19 protein-coding genes, 2 tRNA genes and 1 rRNA gene are annotated in these 18,358 nt (G+C 60.6%); 4 read left to right on the forward strand and 18 right to left on the reverse strand.

All coding sequences use genetic code 11. The annotated features are described in order from the left end of the window. The first annotated feature begins 159 nt into the window (after positions 1–159). Together QZ650_RS02315 and rrf are read left to right on the forward strand one after the other, a co-directional pair. A tRNA-Cys gene (locus QZ650_RS02315) sits at positions 160–231 on the forward strand. Between the two features lie 152 nt (positions 232–383). Beyond that, a 5S ribosomal RNA gene (gene rrf, locus QZ650_RS02320) occupies positions 384–505 on the forward strand. A 563-nt stretch (positions 506–1,068) separates the two neighbouring features. Here the strand turns inward: rrf and QZ650_RS02325 are convergent. From QZ650_RS02325 to QZ650_RS02335, 3 genes are all read right to left on the reverse strand, one after another. Further along, positions 1,069–1,506 (reverse strand): hemerythrin domain-containing protein, encoded by a 438-nt coding sequence (locus QZ650_RS02325; protein WP_292518101.1) that lies wholly within the window; start codon positions 1,504–1,506, stop codon positions 1,069–1,071. A gap of 114 nt (positions 1,507–1,620) precedes the next feature. Continuing rightward, entirely contained in the window at positions 1,621–2,106 is a 486-nt protein-coding gene (locus tag QZ650_RS02330; RefSeq protein ID WP_292518103.1) for a hemerythrin domain-containing protein, read from the reverse strand. 54 nt (positions 2,107–2,160) lie between these two features. Continuing rightward, positions 2,161–2,610 (reverse strand): hemerythrin domain-containing protein, encoded by a 450-nt coding sequence (locus QZ650_RS02335; RefSeq protein ID WP_292518105.1) that lies wholly within the window; start codon positions 2,608–2,610, stop codon positions 2,161–2,163. 107 nt (positions 2,611–2,717) lie between these two features. Between QZ650_RS02335 and QZ650_RS02340 the strand changes: the two genes are divergently transcribed. Then, the gene (locus QZ650_RS02340) at positions 2,718–4,025 is read left to right on the forward strand and encodes an amino acid permease (protein WP_292518107.1); all 1,308 of its coding nucleotides are present in this window, start codon (positions 2,718–2,720) and stop codon (positions 4,023–4,025) included. On the opposite strand, the gene QZ650_RS02345 is transcribed toward QZ650_RS02340, so the two are convergent. The 3 genes from QZ650_RS02345 to QZ650_RS02355 all read right to left on the reverse strand — a co-directional run bounded on the left by QZ650_RS02345 (position 4,022) and on the right by QZ650_RS02355 (position 7,728). Next, positions 4,022–5,515: an MBL fold metallo-hydrolase gene (locus QZ650_RS02345; RefSeq protein WP_292518109.1), complete on the reverse strand. Its 1,494-nt coding sequence runs from the start codon at positions 5,513–5,515 to the stop codon at positions 4,022–4,024. The genes QZ650_RS02340 and QZ650_RS02345 overlap by 4 nt on opposite strands. 132 nt (positions 5,516–5,647) lie before the next feature. Next, entirely contained in the window at positions 5,648–6,943 is a 1,296-nt protein-coding gene (locus QZ650_RS02350; protein WP_292518111.1) for a PQQ-binding-like beta-propeller repeat protein, read from the reverse strand. Positions 6,944–7,221: 278 nt separating this feature from the next. Beyond that, positions 7,222–7,728 carry a flavodoxin domain-containing protein gene (locus QZ650_RS02355; RefSeq protein WP_292518113.1) on the reverse strand — a complete coding sequence of 169 codons (507 nt, stop codon included), beginning with the start codon at positions 7,726–7,728 and terminating at the stop codon, positions 7,222–7,224. Between the two features lie 88 nt (positions 7,729–7,816). On the opposite strand from QZ650_RS02355, the gene QZ650_RS02360 reads away from it, so the two are divergent. Next, positions 7,817–8,458 carry a tetratricopeptide repeat protein gene (locus QZ650_RS02360; RefSeq protein ID WP_292518116.1) on the forward strand — a complete coding sequence of 214 codons (642 nt, stop codon included), beginning with the start codon at positions 7,817–7,819 and terminating at the stop codon, positions 8,456–8,458. Positions 8,459–8,556: 98 nt separating this feature from the next. Here the strand turns inward: QZ650_RS02360 and QZ650_RS02365 are convergent, their stop codons facing one another. The 12 genes from QZ650_RS02365 to QZ650_RS02420 form a co-directional block, all read right to left on the reverse strand. Next, positions 8,557–10,245 carry a glutamate--tRNA ligase gene (locus QZ650_RS02365; protein WP_292518118.1) on the reverse strand — a complete coding sequence of 563 codons (1,689 nt, stop codon included), beginning with the start codon at positions 10,243–10,245 and terminating at the stop codon, positions 8,557–8,559. Between the two features lie 4 nt (positions 10,246–10,249). Further along, complete coding sequence (locus QZ650_RS02370) at positions 10,250–11,215, reverse strand: polyprenyl synthetase family protein (RefSeq protein WP_292518120.1); 966 nt, start codon at positions 11,213–11,215, stop codon at positions 10,250–10,252. A gap of 10 nt (positions 11,216–11,225) precedes the next feature. Then, complete coding sequence (locus tag QZ650_RS02375; protein WP_292518122.1) at positions 11,226–12,563, reverse strand: RNase J family beta-CASP ribonuclease; 1,338 nt, start codon at positions 12,561–12,563, stop codon at positions 11,226–11,228. Positions 12,564–12,592: 29 nt separating this feature from the next. After that, a complete protein-coding gene (gene fni / locus QZ650_RS02380; RefSeq protein WP_292518124.1) occupies positions 12,593–13,645 on the reverse strand; it encodes a type 2 isopentenyl-diphosphate Delta-isomerase in 1,053 nt (350 codons plus the stop codon). Further along, on the reverse strand, positions 13,642–14,406 hold the full coding sequence (locus QZ650_RS02385; RefSeq protein WP_292518126.1) for an isopentenyl phosphate kinase: 765 nt from the start codon (positions 14,404–14,406) through the stop codon (positions 13,642–13,644). The genes fni and QZ650_RS02385 overlap by 4 nt, the downstream gene beginning before the upstream one ends. After that, positions 14,399–15,268, reverse strand: coding sequence for a mevalonate kinase (gene mvk, locus QZ650_RS02390; protein WP_292518128.1), 870 nt, complete (start codon positions 15,266–15,268; stop codon positions 14,399–14,401). Before mvk ends, QZ650_RS02385 begins: the two co-directional genes overlap by 8 nt. Then, positions 15,269–16,057: an AmmeMemoRadiSam system protein B gene (gene amrB, locus QZ650_RS02395; RefSeq protein WP_292518130.1), complete on the reverse strand. Its 789-nt coding sequence runs from the start codon at positions 16,055–16,057 to the stop codon at positions 15,269–15,271. A 27-nt stretch (positions 16,058–16,084) separates the two neighbouring features. Beyond that, a complete protein-coding gene (rpsB, locus tag QZ650_RS02400) occupies positions 16,085–16,693 on the reverse strand; it encodes a 30S ribosomal protein S2 (protein ID WP_292518132.1) in 609 nt (202 codons plus the stop codon). A gap of 1 nt (position 16,694) precedes the next feature. Then, positions 16,695–17,882, reverse strand: a complete 1,188-nt coding sequence (gene eno, locus QZ650_RS02405; RefSeq protein ID WP_292518134.1) for a phosphopyruvate hydratase — start codon at positions 17,880–17,882, stop codon at positions 16,695–16,697. 7 nt (positions 17,883–17,889) lie between these two features. Continuing rightward, positions 17,890–18,057, reverse strand: coding sequence for a DNA-directed RNA polymerase subunit K (locus QZ650_RS02410; protein ID WP_292518136.1), 168 nt, complete (start codon positions 18,055–18,057; stop codon positions 17,890–17,892). A gap of 30 nt (positions 18,058–18,087) precedes the next feature. Beyond that, positions 18,088–18,162, reverse strand: a tRNA-Pro gene (locus QZ650_RS02415). Beyond that, a complete protein-coding gene (locus QZ650_RS02420) occupies positions 18,163–18,351 on the reverse strand; it encodes a DNA-directed RNA polymerase subunit N (RefSeq protein WP_292518138.1) in 189 nt (62 codons plus the stop codon). Between the last annotated feature and the right edge of the window lie 7 nt (positions 18,352–18,358).

The following is an 18,358-nucleotide window of genomic DNA, read 5'->3' on the forward strand; positions in this document are numbered from 1 at the left end:
TTGTTGTGTGGTACTGAGGTGCGAGAGCCCTCGGGAAGCGCAATTCGCTGCTATTACCGTCCTTCCATTGGAAGACTGTTCTCCTTATGACCTGCCCTGGTAGATGGGTGGTAAACATTAAATACCTGGGTGGCTAACATATAGGAGGTAACACGGTTTGCCAAGGTGGCGGAGCGGCCACGCGGTTGACTGCAGATCAACTACACCCCGGTTCAAGTCCGGGCCTTGGCTTCCATTCGGGCGCGAAGCGGCCGATTGGGGAGAAAATCCCGTAGGGATTTTCGACTTTGGCTGGGCATCCATCAGGATGGCCTGATGAGAAGAAAATCCATCTGGATTTTCGACTTCGACCGGGCATCCATCAGGATGTTCGCTCACATGGTAATAGCGGCCATAGCAGAGGGGAAACACCTGGACCCATCTCGAACCCAGCAGTTAAGCCCTCTCACGTGTTGTGTGGTACTGAGGTGCGAGAGCCCTCGGGAAGCGCAATTCGCTGCTATTACCTCCCTTTACTCTGAAACCTGTTCTTCTATATCTTACCGTGCGAACGCAAGTTGTCTGTTCCTGATCGTCTCTTTTGCGTAACGCATTTTCCACAACAGTATATTCTACCTCCGAGCGGTAGCCGGCACGACCGGCTCCTCCCTTCCTGGCAGTATGCTGAAGGCCGCTCTCAAAACAGCGAACTGGATAGGGGAATGGAAAGGCCGTTCCCTTCCATCCCCGTGAAACACTCATAGCAACCTTCCGGGACATCCGGCACGGTGCCCCGGGATTACTTCAATGGCAGAGGGTTTCACACCATGCATGGATCTCAAGATGTGCCGCCACTGCGGTGGCACCATTCTATTTGTAGTATCTATTTATTATTTAACTTTAATCGTTTGTCAGGGTTACATCATTTACCTGCTCCCCGGAGACCTGACAGGCTGCGAGAGCGGTGGTGACGGCCGTTCTTCCTGTACCCCGCCTTCACCCCTCACCACAGGGCCATCGAAGAGAGGTGGCGGGTTGCATCGTCAACGACCTTGCCGCCGCTTCGCCCGGTGCCGGCATAACCGGCAGTTATGCGATCGTGATCTGGGCTGCCGCCTCCTTCTCCTGCTGGAACGCCTCACTGAGTTCAAACAGGGTGCTCCTGCTGAGGTGACGCTCCGCCCGGGCAAAGACCCCGCCTTCTTCCGATGCGAAGTGCGCCTCCACATCCCCCCTCAGTTCGTGGAGTGCCGGCATCCAGGCATCGTCCCTGAGCGGGATCTTCTCAAACCGGATAAGCCTTTTACGAACCTCATCATGCTCCTCAAGCGACCGCTGGATCTCCTCCGGCACCACATCCCGGAGCCGTGCATACAGTGTAGCCTCCTCGGCATACATATGCCCGGGGAGCTCACGGCGGAGCGTAATACACCGGACATCCCGGGTCTCGGGGTTGCTCTCGAGTTCATCAAAGAGACTTCTGATGAGATCATGATCATCCTGGATCAGTTCAAGAATCTGTGGCATACATAGCCTGCCTCCGGGCGAGCAATAGGATGGATGACAGATAACAATTTCGCCGGATTAACAAAAAACAGGGGCACCGGTGCCAGGCACCTGCCCGTATGGTATACCTGCCGCTCACTGTGCCGCAACCGGCAGTGCGCTCCTCTTTGCCTCCTGGTACCGGGTGTCAAGGTCTGAGAGTTCGCTGCTCATCTTCTGCTGCATCTGGGGGAAGATATGCTCCTCCTCCTCGCTGATGTGGTGCTTCACGTTCTCCTGGATCACCGTTATCTTCGCCACCCAGACGTCTTCTTCCGATGTGGATGCATTATCGAGCTGGGAGAGCAGCGACTTGACCGCATTGTGCTCCTCGATTGCCTCAAGCGCCATGTCCCGCATATCCGACTCTCGCTCAAGCCTCGGATACAGGCTCTTCTCCTCCCCGATCATGTGCGGTATGAGGTTCTCCTTCAAGGAATTGTACGTCTGTTGCCGGTTGCTGATGCCCTTGCTTGAGAGTTCCGAGAGCAACGAGAGCACCATCTGGTGCTCCTGCTTCAGGGTGTCAATAACATTCTGCGCCATCCCGATCACTTCCCTGCTCTGCAGGGAGGGCTGCATGGACCGATCCTGTATATATCAGTTGTGGCTGTCTCCGTCCAGGAGCCGCCGGGGTCACCTGAGCGGCACGAGGTGAGCCTTTCCCTTCGCCTCCTCGAACCGGTTGCCGATCTGGAGGAGAAGAGCAGCGTCCATCCTCTTCCTGGCTTCCGGGAAGACCACGTTCTCCTCCCGCTCGACATGGCTCTCCACGGCCTCCCTGACCTCCAGCATCGCACGGAGCCAGTTCTCCTCATCGTCCATGGAGGTACGGTTCAGCCGGTCCATGAGCGTGCGGATAGCCGTATGCTCCTCCCGTGACCCGGATACAAGGTCCCGGAGCCCCCGCCCTTCGAGCTCCGGATAAAAGACCCGTTCCTCTCCGGCCATATGCGGCAGGAGGTTGTTCTTCATCCGGTTGAACAACTCCTTGCGGTCACGGAGACCCTGTTGCTGCAGCTCGTCCAGTTGAGCGACCACTTTCGCGTGTTCCTGCCTTAATAGACTCAGAATATTCTGCCCCATCTGCACTCCCCATATGGCTCTCTCCCGGAGCCACATCAAATAAAAATGTATGGTCTCCCGGGCGCTGCTGGATAGCCATAAATTGAGCCGGCGCATAAAAGTATCATATGCCGAAAGAGGAACCGGACGCTCCCAATCCAGGGACAAAACTCCGGCGAGAACTCGGGCTCGCTGCCGTCACCCTCTCTGGTGTCGGGATCATCCTCGGGGCAGGGATCTACGCCCTCCTCGGGGAGGCGGCCGGCATGGCCGGCAACGCTGTCTGGCTGACGTTTACGATTGCCGCCACCATCGCCGCGTTCAGTGCTCTCAGTTATGCCGAACTCTCATCGATGTTTCCCCACGCCAGCGCCGAGTTCGAATACGTCTCAAACGCCTTCGGGCGGAGGCTTGCCTTCGTCGTCGGGTGGCTGATCATCTTCTCCGGCGTCTTCGGGGCTGCAACCGTCTCGCTTGGGTTTGCCGGCTACTTCTCGGACCTCGTCGGCTTTCCAGTCCTCCCCTCCGCGGCCCTGATCATCATCCTTCTCGCCGGGGTCCTCTTCTCCGGTATCAAGGAGACCGCCCGGGTCGCCATCGCCCTGACCCTCATCGAGGCCGCGGGTATCGTCATGGTCATCCTGATCGGCCTCCCGCATATCGGGCGGGTGGATTACCTTGAGATGCCGCAGGGGATCCCGGGCCTCCTGCAGGCGTCCGCGCTTGTCTTCTTCGCCTACATGGGGTTTGAGGAGATGGTGAAACTCTCCGAAGAGACCCGGAACCCGGAGCGGAACATCCCGCTCGCCCTGATCATCGCGCTTGCCATCTCGATTCTTCTCTATGTCCTGGTCTCGCTCGCCGCCGTCTCGGTCGTCAGCTGGGAACAGCTCGCCGCTTCACGGGCCCCCTTCGCCGATGTCGCATCCGTCGCCCTTGGTCCTGCGGCGTTCACCCTTATCTCCGTCATCGCACTCTTTGCCACGGCAAACACCGCCCTTCTGATGATGATGGCGTCGTCCCGGATCATATACGGCATGGCAGCCTCGCTCTCACTCCCGCCGGTCCTTGCCCGGGTGCACCCCCGGACGCGGACGCCCTGGACGGCCATCATCGCCGTTGCGCTCGCTTCTATGGTTTTCCTCTTCGCCGGCGAGATCGATTTCGTCGCGAACGTCACCAACTTCACGCTCTTCGTGACGTTCATCGTCATCAACGCGTCCGTCATCCTGCTCCGCTACCGTGCGCCGGGCGCGGTCCGGCCGTTCCGGATCCCCGGTGCGATCGGGCTCCTTCCGATCATTCCGGTCGTCGGCATCATCTCCTCTCTCTTCCTCCTCACCCAGCTGGAACCCCTGGTGCTGCTCCTGGGCGGGGCCCTGGTCGCTCTCGGTGCAGGGATCGCTTTCGTCGGGGATTGGCGCCCGGGTGCCTAACTCCCCCTCACCTCTCGCGCCTGGTAGCGCTCGATAGGCCCGACCGCTTCCAGTCTCCCGTCCGAGAGGACTGAGACAGCGCCGTGGCCACACGCGACCAGGCACCGGCGGCCGTGTAGGGCGAGTTCCTCATCCGTCTCCCGGACCAGTTCGAGCAGCGCCTTCCTCTCCTGGCGTGCGCATTCGCTGTCGACGTTGACCGACGTTACCAGGAAGTCAGCGAGCGAATTGTAGCGTTTCCGGTCCTCGTCGAGGCTCCCGAAGTTGATCAGCGTATCGGCGGTGAAGATGATACCGTGATCGGGAGAGAAGAGGTAGACCTGGCCGTGCATGTGCCCGCCGAGAGACTCAAGGACCTCGAACTCGATATCGTGGACCGTGAAGCGGGCAAGGATGGGAAAGATCGAGCGCGTGCCGATCGGTTCATCCGGGAAGAGTTCGAGGTCTTCCGGCGCCGAGAAGTGCGAGAAGAGGTTGATGACGGTCGTGTAGACCTCCTCGAGGATTGAGGCCTCGCTGCGCGAGCCGTAGGCCCGGTTCGCCTGGCGGATGATCGCAAGCGACCCGGTGTGCGTATACGCTTTTGCGGCAAAGAGCCCTCCGGCCCCGCAGTGGTCGGCGTCGGCGTGGGTGATATAGATCCGGTTGATCCGGGTGAGGTCCCCGAGGCCGTAGTGCTGGAACATCCGCACAGCGTCCTCGTGGTAGATCCCGTAACCGGTATCGATCATGACGGTCTCGTCCGGGGCACGGAGCAGGAAGATGTTTCCGCCGCCCGGCATCTGGAAGCAGAAGACCTCGACGTCGTCGCTCAAGCGGATGCGCTGGACGTCGGCGTAAAACCGGTCTTTGGTCGTGTTCTTGAGCGTCCTTCCTGTAGCAAGGATGCTCTCAAAGACCTCCCGCGGGTCCTGGCCGAGGCTGTTGAGTTCCTGGACGATGTGGTTGACGTCCTGCAGGAAGGAGAGGAGGAACTCGTCCTCGGCCGTTCCGATCAGTCCCCGCACCGCCTGGGCGAACCTGACGTAGAAGACGGTATCGTCGAGCCTCTCGCCGGTCGTGTCGTACTCGATGATCTCGAGGCGGTAACGTGACTTCAGCCGATCGAGCAGGCTCTCGACGATCGCGGTCTCTTCGACGTTCAGGCTGATGGTGACTTTGCCGGAGGAGCACCTCTGGTCGTCGAAGTCGATGTAGGCGATGTTCGCCCCCGCCCCGGTGATGTAGGTGAGAAGGTCGAAGAGGGACCCGGGCTCGTGGGGGAGGTATATGGAGAACCTGAGGAATCCGAGGGTGGGGAGCGTTTCCTGGAGGTAGCCGATGGCGTGGAGGTCTTCCTTCATCTGCGAGTAGGTCGCGGGCGTTGCGGTCACCTCAAAGAAGACCGTGGCGGGATCGATCCTGCGGTCGTACTGGATGCGGTTGATGTTGCCCCGGTAGGACTTGATGATCTCGGCCGCGCGGTGCAATGTGCCCGGTTCGTCGGGCATTCTGGCGACAAAAGAATATTTATCCACCCGATCTATCATGATTTTTATAGGTGGGCCGTCGTCCTATAAGCACCTTTTCTTGCGGCCCGGAAGGCCGGACGGGAAAAAGGGATCTCCCGGGGGTGATCCCCTCTACCGGTCTTTGCGCCGCAAAACGGCAGCGGCGAGTATGGCCCCGAGACCCGCGGCGGCGCAGAACCCGGGTGCCTCCTGCGGTGTCGCCGGGGCGCCCTGCATCTCGGCAACGAATGATCCCGGATCAGCGGGATCCGTGGGTGCCGTCTTCTGTCCCGGGATCATCGTCGGGGGAGGCTGTGCGGTGAAGGCAAAGTAGTAGACGTTCCGGTTATCGGAGCCGATCGCCAGGTAGTCTGCCGGTGATGAGAGCGTGATCCCGGTGACGGTGCAGTTCTCACCCTTCGGGCCCATGAGCCTGTCGAACGTCCACATTCCCGCTCCGGCACTGTTTAAGAGGTGGGTGTAGCCTCCGGCCGTCCCGGCGCCGATGGTGGCGCCGCGGGGACCGAGGCAGAGGGCGTTGATCGGTCCGTCACCCGTCCATACTACGGTCCCCTTCCCTTTGCTGTCCAGCAGGAGGACCGCGGACCCGGCGGTTCCGGCGGCAACAGTGGTTCCTCCGGCGGCGATTGAGACGCTCTGCACGGCACTCCCTGCATCATAGGTCCAGAGCAGATCTCCCCGGGAATCGAGGAGACTGATATTGCCATCACCCGTCCCTGCCGCCACGAGCGAACCGTCCGCACTGGCCGCGACAGCGTTGACGGGGCTTCCAAGCGATCTCCTCCAGAGGAGGCCTCCCCGGTCGTTGACGAAGAAGACGTCCCCTGCAGTGGTCCCTGCAACGCTGTAATTTCCATCAGAGGATATATCTGCCCCGAGCACCGTGTTTCCCGCCTCTATCGTCCAGAGGGTCTGGCCGCCCGAATCAAGCATCACAAGTTGGTCTCCGGCTCCTCCTGCAATGATGCTTCCCCCGGCAGAGATCCCGATCCCGGCGACCGGAGCGCCGAACCCGGAGGTCCAGAATGGCGTGCCGTTGCTGTTTAAGAGCGTGATATTCCCGCCTGCGCTACCGACCGCCACGGCAGACCCGTCGGCCGGCATATCAATCGTTGTTACTGCATCCGGGAACGTGTGGGTCCAGAGCAGGGTGGCAGTGCGGGAGCCTCCTCCTCCGGATCCGGAGGAGGCGATCCTGGTTCCATCTCCAGATCTGCCTCCGTTCCCATCTCCGTTTCCGCCTCCATTCTCACTCCCGTTCTCATTTCCACTCCCATCTCCGCCGTTGAGGTAGAGCCTTGTCTCGACCTGCACGCCTTTCTGTGGCGTACCGATGGTGCCGTCAAGGCTGTGTGCCTGGCCTATCCCGACGATAAGGCAGAGCGTGATGAGGCACGCCAGGATCATCCCGGATCTGCGGTGCCCTGACGGTTTAGTTCGCTTAAATTGACTCTTATTGAATATGGGGGCCGAATAGCCCCTTATCTGGGTCATGGTGTGCAGTGATATGAAGCGGTGGTATTTAATGATATCTGCGTGATGGTATGGATTATGCCTCTTTTTTATTCATCATTGGGTATTATAATCCGGCTTCAGTCACGAAGCGTTGCCACAACGCATCGGCCGGTGCGAGAAAGGGTAACTGCTCATGCCTCCGGTCCTGGAAGAATTAAGATAATGGCCGGTCAGGCCGGTCCAATCATCGGGCGCACCGCCCGTGCCCAGGCACGGATGGCCTCCCAGTTTCGGAGATCCCCTGTTTTTGTCCGGATGAGCTTGATGATTGTGCGGTCTGCAAAGGAGAGGCGACCGGTATCGAGTCCTCCCGAAAAGAGACCGATATCGACGGGCTTTACAAGCATCCGGACCTGGTCCATCGATGCTTCCGCCTTCTTGAGGAACTCGGGATTCCCCTCTTCGACCGTGAGCCCCACGGCAAAGAAGGCGACCGGGATGCTGCGGAGGAGCTGCTGGTAGCGCTCGATGAAGACCTGAGATTCCGGGAGCCATTTCCCCATATATATAGGGCTCCCGATGATGGCCGCGCGGTAGGGGGAGAGGTCGCTGACCTCGTTCGCCGGGCGCACATCAACTTCGTCGCCGGCCTTCCTGAGTTCATCCCCGATCGCTTCCGCCACCTCTGCGGTCGAGCCGTAGCGGGAGGCATAGGCAACAAGAATCTTATCTGCCATAATACAGTTATCTCTCACCTAACCGGTCTTAAACGTTGCCGGGTGGTACGGGTTATGTTCTTATGGATTGGCCTCCCCTATAGGTCCGATGGCGACCAGAGATGACGGTGCCGGAGCGTGGTACCACAAGGGCCAGGCTCTCTGCAACACCAGGGACTACAGTAAAGCGATCGCGTGCTACGACAGGGCCCTTGAACTCGCCCCCGACGATCCTCTCCTCTGGAGGCGGAAGGGGTACGCGCTCCTCAAGGCCGGTCGCTACGCCGAGGCGCTCGCCTGTTTCGATCAAGCGCTCGCCATTGATCCCCGCGACGCGATGGCCTGGCAACGGAAGGGCTACGTTCTCGCCTGCATGGGGAGGAGCGAAGATGCCGTCGCCTGCTGCGATGAGGCGCTCACGCTGAACCCGGAGCACATTCTCGCCTGGCAGAGCAGGGGGTGGGTGCTCGGGGCCATGTGCCGCTATGACGAGGCGGCGGCCTGTTTTGAAGCGATCATCCGGATCGATCCCGACCGCGAGTCCGCGGCCTGGCACCGGGAGCGTATGCGTGAGAGGAGAGACCTTGAGGCGCTCGCGGCCGAGATCAGGGAGGCGGAGCGGATCATCGATGTGCCGGCCTGCATCCGTGACGTTGCCCGGGAGCGGGACTATGAAAACGCCGGACTCGCCCGGATGGTGCTCCGGGAACTCGCCCGCAGGGCAGAGGAACCGCCGGTTCAGCGGCCGTGAGTTACGACGGACCAAAGGGAGCGTGGGAAGAACTCAGGTCTTCGGGTGGGTTGCAGGTAGCCTTACGATCTAAAAAGAGGGGCTCTGCCCCTGCCCCTTCACCGGTGCGCGAAGTACGCGCTCACCCGGCCGCCGTCGACCGAGTCGATCCGGGCAAACCCGATCCGCTCGAACTGGACGACGTTATCCGCCTCGCCGGCGACTAACGGTTCGCAGAACCCTTCGAGGCTCCCGTCCTGCCGCAGAAGCGTGCAGGGGAGTTTCGTCTCCGCCGGGAGCCACTGGATGATCGGCGCCTTCTCGCGCCGTGCTTCATCGAGCGAGTCGCCTGCGTAGGTGACCCGTAGCACATCCCCGTCCTGCGCGATCCTGATATTGTAGAGGTCCTTTAGCCGGACCATGCTCCGTCCCTCGATATCCGCCCGCGGGAGGAGGATCCTGCCGGCGGTCGCAAGGGTCCGGACCCCCCGGGCGGGGTCGTTCGGGTGGAGGGCCGCGTGGGCCTCGTGCCGTGGAGCGCCCTCGACGGTCACCTCGACCGGGTCGGGGACGAAGAAGTAGCGGTTCGCCTTCGGGTCGACGAGCTCCTTGTTCTTGGCGTAGAGGTTCTCCCACGAGAACGATATATCCGTCTCCCCGATCCCGATATCGACCATGGCGTTCCGGACTGCATCGGCCTCGATGCCGCGGCGGGCGATCGCCCGCAGCGTCCCGAGATGGATATCGTCCCACCCGGTGTAAAGGCCGCTCTCTATCCCTTCGCGCATCCCGGACGTCGAGAGGACGACGCCCGATATCCCCATCCGGCCATAGTGGCGGTAGACCGGTGGTTTCCAGCCGAAATAATCGAAGATGTAGCGCTGCCGTCTCGTGTTTGCGATGTGGTCCTTCCCGCGGATGACATGAGTGATCCCGAGGAGGTGGTCGTCCACCGCGACCGAGAAGTTCATCAGCGGAAAGACCGTGGCGTCCACCCGCGGGTGGAGGGGTTCGCTCACGATCCGCATCGCGGAGTAGTCCCGCATCGCGGGGTCGGGGTGTGTGAGGTCCGTCTTCACCCGGACGGTCACGTCCCCCTCGTAGAACTCCCCGTCAAGCATCTGCTGCCAGAGTTCCAGGTTCTCCTCCACCGTCTGCTCCCGGCAGGGGCAGGCCTTCCCCTTGAGTTTAAGTTCCCTGAACCGTTCCGACTCGCAGACGCAGACGTAGGCGCCGCCGAGTTCGATGAGCTTCCTGCAGAGGTCGTAGTAGATATCGAGTCGGTCGCTCTGGTAGACGACATCGGTGATCCCGAGCCCCAGCCACGCGATATCCTCCTGCACCATCCCATACGCCTCGGGGTCGACCCGTCTTGGGTCTGTATCCTCGATACGGAGGACGTACCGGCCCCCGTAGCGCCTGACATAGTAATCGTTCAGAATAGAGGCCCGGGCGTGCCCGAGGTGGAGCGGCCCGCTCGGGTTCGGGGCAAACCGCATCACCACGCCGTTCTCGGCGCCCTCGAGCGCGGGAAGTTCCCGCGAGCGCTCATGCGTCGTCTCGGTGAGTTCGGCGAGGAGTTCGGGAGCGAGTTCCTCAAGGCGGCTCTTGCGGTCGGACTGGCTCATCGCCGCCACCTCCGCGACCACCTTTCCTGCGAGGGGACCCAGTTCCCTTGCCCTGCTCCGGAACTCAGGGTGCTTACCGAGCACCGTGCCGATGACCGTCCCGCTTTTTGGGGCGCTATCGTGCTTTACAGCGTTCTGGAGGGCGTAGACAAAGAGCAGATGCTCGAGATCGGTGTCCATGGTTTCAGTTGCCCCGGTCGATGAAGAAGTCTGCAATCTCTGAGAGCAAGTTCTTTTCTTCCGAGTCTGGAAGGATCGAGAGCGCTTCTTTTGCGACAGCCGCCCGCTCGACCGCTCTCGCCCGGACCTCGTCGATGACGCCTGCACCCTCCAGCCGGGCGATCAGGTCGTTGATCTCCTCGGCCGAGAGGCTCCTCCGGTAGGGGACAAGGTCGATCCCCTTCTCACGCGCCCGGATCGCGATCAGGGTCTGCTTCCCTTCCCGGATATCCGACGCCTGGTCCTTGCCGCTCTTCTCGGTGCTCGCAAGGAGGTCGATGAGGTCGTCTTGGATCTGGAAGGCGACGCCGCTGTTTAATCCGAATTGGTAGAGGGCATCGGCCTGGATCGGGGTCGCCCCCGCAAGGATCCCGCCGATGGCGGCAGACGCGCCGTAGAGAACACCGGTCTTCTTGCTGACCATCTCCAGGTACTCCGCCTCCGAGACGTCTTCCCTCTTCTCAAACGCCATATCCATGCTCTGCCCGTCGCAGATCTCGGCGCATGTCCGGGCAAGCATCTTTGTCGCCCGGACCTTTGCGGCGTCGGTGGCGTCCGAGAGGCAGATGAACTCGAACGCCTTCGCGTAGAGCACATCGCCTGCGAGGATCGCCGTCGGCTCGTCCCAGACCGTATGCACCGTCGGGACGCCGCGCCGGACAACGTCGCCGTCCATGATGTCGTCATGGATGAGGGTGAAGTTGTGGGTCAGTTCAAGCGCGAGGGCTGCAGGGATCAGGTCGTCCGAACTCCCTTTCCTCACTGCATCCGCGGCGAGTATGACGACCGCCGGACGGAGCCGTTTGCCGCCTGCAAGCAGCAGGTGGGCGCTCGCCCGGAAGAGGTCGCCGTGGACATCTCCGAAGTAGCGGTGGATTACCTTGTCAAATCTGTCAGCATTCTTCTCCAGGTAGTCTTGTAGCGTCGTCATGCACTCTCTCCTACTTAATCAAGACGTTCTGCCCGTTCCTGAGGATGTGAAGGTCGTTACCCAGAGTATACCCGATCTCCTCCGCGAACTTCGCGTAGTTCCCGGTCATGCCGATATCACCGTGCGACGGGATGAGGTGCTGGGGGTTTAAGAGGTGCAGGAACTCGTAATGGTCCTCCTTGTAGGCGTGGCCCGAGACGTGCAGGTCGTCAAAGATCCGCACACCCGCCATCTTGGCGCGTGCCTCGACCAGGTAACGCTGCCCGTGGTTCATCGGGTTCGGGATTACCCTCGCCGCGAAGAGGATCTTGTCGCCCTTCTCCAGTTTGTAGGGGGTATCCCCCATCACGATCCGTGTCAGGATGGCGCCCGACTCGCCCTGGTGGCCGGTGACGATCGGGAGGAACTTGTCCTTCCCGGTCTTCATGATCCGTCTGAGCGTCCGGTCCACGGTCCGCCGGTTGCCAAACATCGAGAGACTCTCGGGGAACCCGACCAGTTTGAGCTGTTCGGCTGCCGAGTTGTAGCGCTCCATCGACCGGCCGAGCAGGACCGGTTTCCTTCCGATCTCGTGGGCGCATTCGGCGATGGTCTTGATACGGGAGATGTGCGACGAGAACGTCGAGACGAAGAGAGCGCTCTTGTCGTCCTCGTAACTCGTGATGGTGTCCCGCACGAGGTCCCGCGCGATCTTCTCGCTCGGGCAGCGCCCGTTGTCGGCGATGTTGACACTCTCCGTGATGAGAGCGATGACACCCTCTTTCCCGATCTGCCGCAGCCGGGCGAAGTCCGGCGGCTCCCCGATCACCGGCGTCCGGTCGAGTTTGAAGTCGTTTGCGTAGACGACCGCGCCCCGCGGGGTGTGCAGGACGGGAAATACGGTATCGATGATCGAGTGCTGGCTCCGCACGAACTCGAGCGTGAGGTGCGGGGAGATGGTGTAGCGCTGCCCGGCCTTCAGGGCGAAGAGTTTGTTGTTCACACCAAACTTCTGTTCGCCTGCAATCTGCTGCCGGATCAGTTCCGATGTGTAGGGCGTGCTGATGATCGGGGCGTTGTACCGGTGCGCCAGTTTCGGTATGGCACCGATGTGGTCCAGGTGTCCGTGGGAACAGACGATCGCCTTGACGCTCCCCTCTACCGCATTCATGATGGTGTCATCAGGAATGGCCTTCATCTCGATCAGGTCCAGAGAATGCATGTTCTCAATATCAGCATCCTCATGGATCATCACCTGGTCGAGGCGCAGACCCATATCAAAGATGACAATCTCTTTTCCGCAGCGGACGGCAGTCATATTTCTGCCGACTTCGTTATACCCGCCCACTGCTATGATCTCAATATCCATGTAAACCTCCGTGCTTGGATGTTTTGTGATTAGTCGCTTGTTTCAATCATCTGCCTGGTTAATCCGGTTATATACGTCCGTGCGTTTGAGAGGTCCCGTATTGTCCGTGACCCCGTCAGGAACATCGCCACCTCGAGTTCGCGGTGTATCGCCTCGACGGCTGTAATGAGTGCATCTTCACTCTCCATAGCCGGTTTTAAGAGGGGGAGGGCCATGCCCCCGAGATCCGCCCCGAGTGCGACTGCCTTTGCAACATCGATTCCTGATCGCAGTCCGCCCGTCGCGATGATCGGGCCTCCTGCCTTCCGCACCTCGCAGAGGCTTACCACGGTCGGTATGCCCCAGGAGAGGAACGCTTCCCCGAGTTCGGCGAGCCTGGAGTCTTTTGCCCGCAGGCGTTCAACCTTCGCCCACGACGTGCCTCCATAACCCCCGATATCGATTGCGCTTGCTCCTGCCCCCCGGATTATCCTTGCAGTCCCGGCTGATATGCCGGATCCGGTTTCCTTCACGATGACCGGGTAGGAGAACTCTTCGCAGAGGGTACTAAGCGCAGCAAGGCACCCCTCTGCATTATGATCGCCTTCCGGCTGAATCGCTTCCTGAAGCGAGTTGACGTGGATGGCGATCGCCTGTGCATCGATCATCTCGACAGCCCGTTCCGCCCACTCGATGCCGTGGTCGCGGAGCTGGATGATTCCTAGGTTCGCGCAGAGGAAGGCATGCGGCGCCTCCTCCCGCACGATCGTGAAACTCTCCTCCAGTTCGGGCTTCTCCAATGCCGCTCGCTGAGAACCAACACCCATACCGAGGTTATACCGGTCGGCGACACGTGCCAGCCGCCGGTTCACCTCGAGGGTGTCCGGATGTCCTCCGGTCATCGCTGCAATGAAGAGGGGAGACCCGAGTGTCGCGCCGAGGAATCGGGTTCTGGTCTCGATCGCGTCCATATCGCACTCGGGGAGGGCGTCGTGGACCAGCCGGACATCCTTGAACCCGGGATCGCCTGCTTCAATGGGATTTTCACAGCAGATGATCAGGTGGTCCCGTTTCCGTGAGGATGTGGCGAGTTCCCCGGTCATGATACTCCCCGTCCGGTTATGGTTGTCCCGTCGTGCCCGGTGCCGTCCAGGAACCGGCCGACCTTTGAGACGTGGAAGATATGCGACTCGGTCCCGGCATCGGCCAGCGCCAGGAGTTCCGCGATCTTGCCTCGCATGCCCCCGGTCACGTCGGTGTTCGACGATCCCCCGATATCAAGCGTCTCCATGACGGACCGGTCGATGCGCGGAACGACAACCCCGTTCTGCAGCACGCCGGGGACGTCTGTTGCAAGACCCACTCGCCTGCTCGAAAGAGCGACGGCAAGCCGGGTCACCAGCTGATCGCCTGATACGATGCACGACCCCTGCAGGCGGTCCATCACCACATCGCCGTGCAGCACGGGCACAATGCCGTGTTCTGTCATCTCGGCAATATGGCGGGTCTCAAGCGAGGCCAGACGTCCGCCTTCGGCGAGAGCGAGATCCAGCGGATGGATGCCGACCGCCTCGACCCCCGCATCCCGCAGGGCATCGACGACCGCGGCGTTCAGGCGTGAGACGGCAGCGTGTGTATGGTAGACGCCGGGGACGTTCTCTCTCGTGAGGCCGTCGTTGATATGGTAACGCCGGGCTTCCGGGTGCCCGCACGATCCCGCACCGTGGACGAGCACGAGCGCGGAGGCTCTCCGCGTGGCGAGGTCTGCCGCAATCCCGCGCAGGCGGGTGTGGTCGATCGCACAATCGCCCGACTTGTCGGTGATCACGCTCCCTCCCAGTTTCAGTATCACGGTCTCAGTCATGCTTCTCTTTTCTCGCACCATCCGTATCGATGGTGGTGATGATTGCCCTTCCTTCGCAGGCCTCGATGGCCCCGGCGACCCGGCTCTTTGCCCGCCGGGGGCAGAGGGCAATGATGCACCCGCCGCCTCCGGCTCCCGTTATCTTTGCTCCGTAGGCGCCGCTTGCCCGGGCCGCAAGGACGAGTTTGCTGCTTGCCGGATGCCCCACACCGAGCGCCTCCAGGAGAGCGTTGTTCATGTCCATGCACTGCCCCAGGTCTTTGGGGTTGTTGATGCTATGGAGGGCGGAGAGCGTCACGGCCCCGATGGCATCGAGTATCGGGTTTGCAATCTCCGGATGCTTTCTCTGCAGGTTCCCGACCAGTTCGACCATCTTTGCGGTGCTGTGCGGCACCAGGGTGTTTCCGACGACGAGCTGCAGCCCCTGCGGGGGGAGTCTCCTCTTCGAGTTGCCGGTGATGAGCACCATCCCCCCGTTTGCGCAGACATAGGTGTCGGTCGGGCTTGCCCGTCCGTTCTGGACCTTTTTTTCTATGGCGAACGCCATATCCGCAATATCCTCGCGGGTGCGCCCGAGATCGAACTCATCGTTGATCGCAGAGAGGGTCGCGACCGTCACCGCGGCCGACGATCCAAGCCCGGACGAACTCTGGAGCTGCGAATGGACGTAAACACTGCCCCGGACACCCATTCGTTCGAAACACTCGTTGATATACGGCGACTTCGGGCGCGTTGGGTTGCGGGATTTCCGCACCGTGACAAAGACACGGGGCTTGATTGCCATTGCTACGCCCGGCTTTCCATAGACGACTGCATGCTCGCCGAACAGGAAGACCTTGCCCGGCGCACTCCACGTTGCCAATCACACCACCGCTATCGCTGCATACCCCACTACCTGATTGAAGTCCTCTGTCACATCGCCGCTGGTCGTATACCGCAAGAGTTCCCCCCTGCTTGCTCCGAGGGAACTGCACGCGATGCACATGGCCGATATCGGGCCGTAGCCGCATGCCGTGGCGCCGGTCTCCTGGAGCCGCCGATAAAACTCACGGGTGTCCAGGGTTTTGAGCGCATCGATCGCGTAGAGGTCCTGGCGACGGGCTGCCTCTTCGGGGACGTAGTGGGAGAAGTCGCTTGAGGCGACGATCCGGACGTCCCTTCCTGTGCGCCGTGTCGCCTGGAGCAGGTGCTCCGCGAGCCTTGCCGCCGCCTCGTGACTCTGGTCTCCCATCATGATGGGCACAACCCTTGCTCGCGGAAACCGGTACTTGATGATGGGCATCTGCACCTCGATCGAGTGCTCGTTTCGGTGCGATGCCTCATCGACCTCGATATCCAGCGCATCGACAAACTCTGTATCGACATCGACGATCCCGAGGGGAGTCTCCCACGGCACGGCAGAGACACCGGTCGTATAGCCCCGGTGACTCGGACCGATGACCAGAAGTGTCCCGTCAAAATCAGGTGGTATGGTGGAGAAGGCACAGGCTGCGGTCTCTCCTGAGTAGACGTAGCCCGCGTGAGGGGAGACGATGCCCCGGGCATCGATACCCGGGGCCCTCCTCTGGAAGAATGTCTCCAGCAGTTGCTCCAGATGCCTGGGCTCGGCAGGATAGAACATTCCCGCTACACTGCATGGGCGCATATCCATCAAGATTGAGCTCTGTGCCTTCGGATCTTATAACTCTGTCTCAAAGTCTTCGGGAGTAAGTGATGTGGCAACACCGCGCAGGCGGAGCAGCTCCTTTGTCAGGAGGTAGTAGATCATCGAGAGGGCTTTGCGGCCCTTGTTGTTTGTCGGGATGACCACATCGACGTACTTCGTCATGTTGTTGGTATCGCAGAGGGCGACGATCGGGATACCCGCCTGGACCGCCTCGGTGATCGCCTGGGAGTCACCGATGGGGTCGGTCACGACGATCACGTCAGGCTCGATGTACTTGTTCAGGCGCTGGTTGGTGAGCATTCCGGGGATGAAACGGCCGATGACCGCCATGCCGCCGATAGCGTCGGCGAACTTCTTTGCCGGGTACTGGCCATACTGCCGGGAGGTGACGACCAGGACTTTTGCGGGTTCGTACTGCGAGAGGAACTTCGCCGCGGTCTTGACCCGCTCGTCGGTCGCCTGGATGTCCAGGATGTAGAGCCCATCCCCGCGGACGCGGTAGATGAACTTCATCATGTCTTTGCTCTTCTGCTGGGTGCCGATGTGCACGCCTGCTGCGAGGTACTCTTCCACAGGTACCAGTGGTTCTTTCAGTTCGATCTCAAGTTCGTTTCCAGTCAAGTTAGATCAGCTCCTCTATGCGAATCAGTTCGTTCAGTTTGGCTATCCGTTCCCCGCCGACAACGCCGGTCTTGAGGAAGATGCACTCAAATGCGGTTGCGAGATGCGCGATGGTTGCGTCGGTGGTCTCTCCGGACCGGTGGCTCATGACGGTCTCCATACCATTCTCCTGGGCGAGATGTATCGCCTCGAAGGTGTCGGTGAGCGTGCCGATCTGGTTTGGCTTGATGAGGACGCAGTTTGCCGCGCACGTCTCGACGCCCTTCATGATCCGTTCGACGTTGGTCACGAAGAGATCGTCGCCGCATATCAGGCAGCGGTCGCCGACCTGTGCGGTAAGGTCGGCGAACGCGTCGAAGTCCTCCTCGAAGAGGGGGTCTTCGATGTAGATGAGGTTGTAACGGTCGACGAGATCGGCCATGTAGGCGATCTGGTCTTCGAGGGTTCGCGAGGCATCCTTGTAGCGGTAGTGCTCGCCGTCCCAGAGCTCGCTTGCGGCTACGTCGATTCCCATCCGGACCTCGACGTTCATCTCATCGGAGACGGTGGCGATTGCTTCGCTAATGATCTCGAATGCCTCGGCATCGGAGATTGCGGGTGCCCAGGCGCCTTCATCCCCCTTGCCGGAGAGCTTGCCCTGCTTCACCAGGATCGTCTTCACTGCCTTATGAACGGCAGCGTTCACGAAGACGCCCTGTGAAGCGCCGGAAGCCCCGGTAGGTACTACCAGGAACTCCTGGATGGATGTGGCATTCGGGGCATGAGCGCCTCCGCCGATGACGTTGCCCAAAGGCAGGGGCGTCTCGCCGGCAAATGCGCCACCCAGATACCGGAAGAGTTCCAGGTCAAGAGACGATGCAGCCGCCTTTGCGCACGCAAGAGACAGTGCTACAGCGACGTTTGCGCCGATTGAACTGAAGTCGGGTGTTCCGTCGTTCTCTCTGAGCAGTGCGTCGAATGTGATCTGATCGTGAGTGTCCTCACCGATGAGCGATGGAATCAGGTTCTTTTCTGCATCCTCGATAGCCTCGCGCGGCGGCCGCACCTTTGCCTCATAGGTTCCGGTGCTTGCGCCGCTGGGTGCCGCTGCCCGCCCAAAGCCGCAATCGGTGTGGATCTCGGCCTCGACGGTCTCGTTTCCACGGCTGTCCAGGATCGTTCTCAGGATAATCTGTTCGATGGTCGTCATCAGATCACTACTTTCTCTTCACTGTTATAGGGATCATGTCGCGATCGAACTCTTCAAGTGCGATCTCGAGCGGCTCTGTCTTCGCTGTTTTAACCAAAACAGGTGCACCCATTGATACCTGCAGAGCACGAGCCCCTATAATTCGCGCCCGTTCATACCGGGTATATGATTCCATCGTGCAGCCTCAAAATCATTAATGATAAAATGGGGTCGCTGAGATTTGAACTCAGGTCACAGCATCCCGAACGCCATAGGATAGTCCAGGCTACCCCACGACCCCTCATTGATACGGATTCAGGTCCTCCACTACTTCCTTGTGCGTCAGCAGCATCCGCCTGCAGCAGTAACGCTCCAGGCCGAGATTGTCGAGGATCCGTCCTGGATCCTCGCCTGCATCTCGCCGCTCCTTGAACTCCTTCCAGGCTGTAGAGACGACCTTACCGCATGTAAAACATCGTACGGGTATCATAATAATG

The organism is Methanoculleus sp. (assembly GCF_020696975.1).
Taxonomy (GTDB): Archaea; Halobacteriota; Methanomicrobia; order Methanomicrobiales; family Methanoculleaceae; genus Methanoculleus.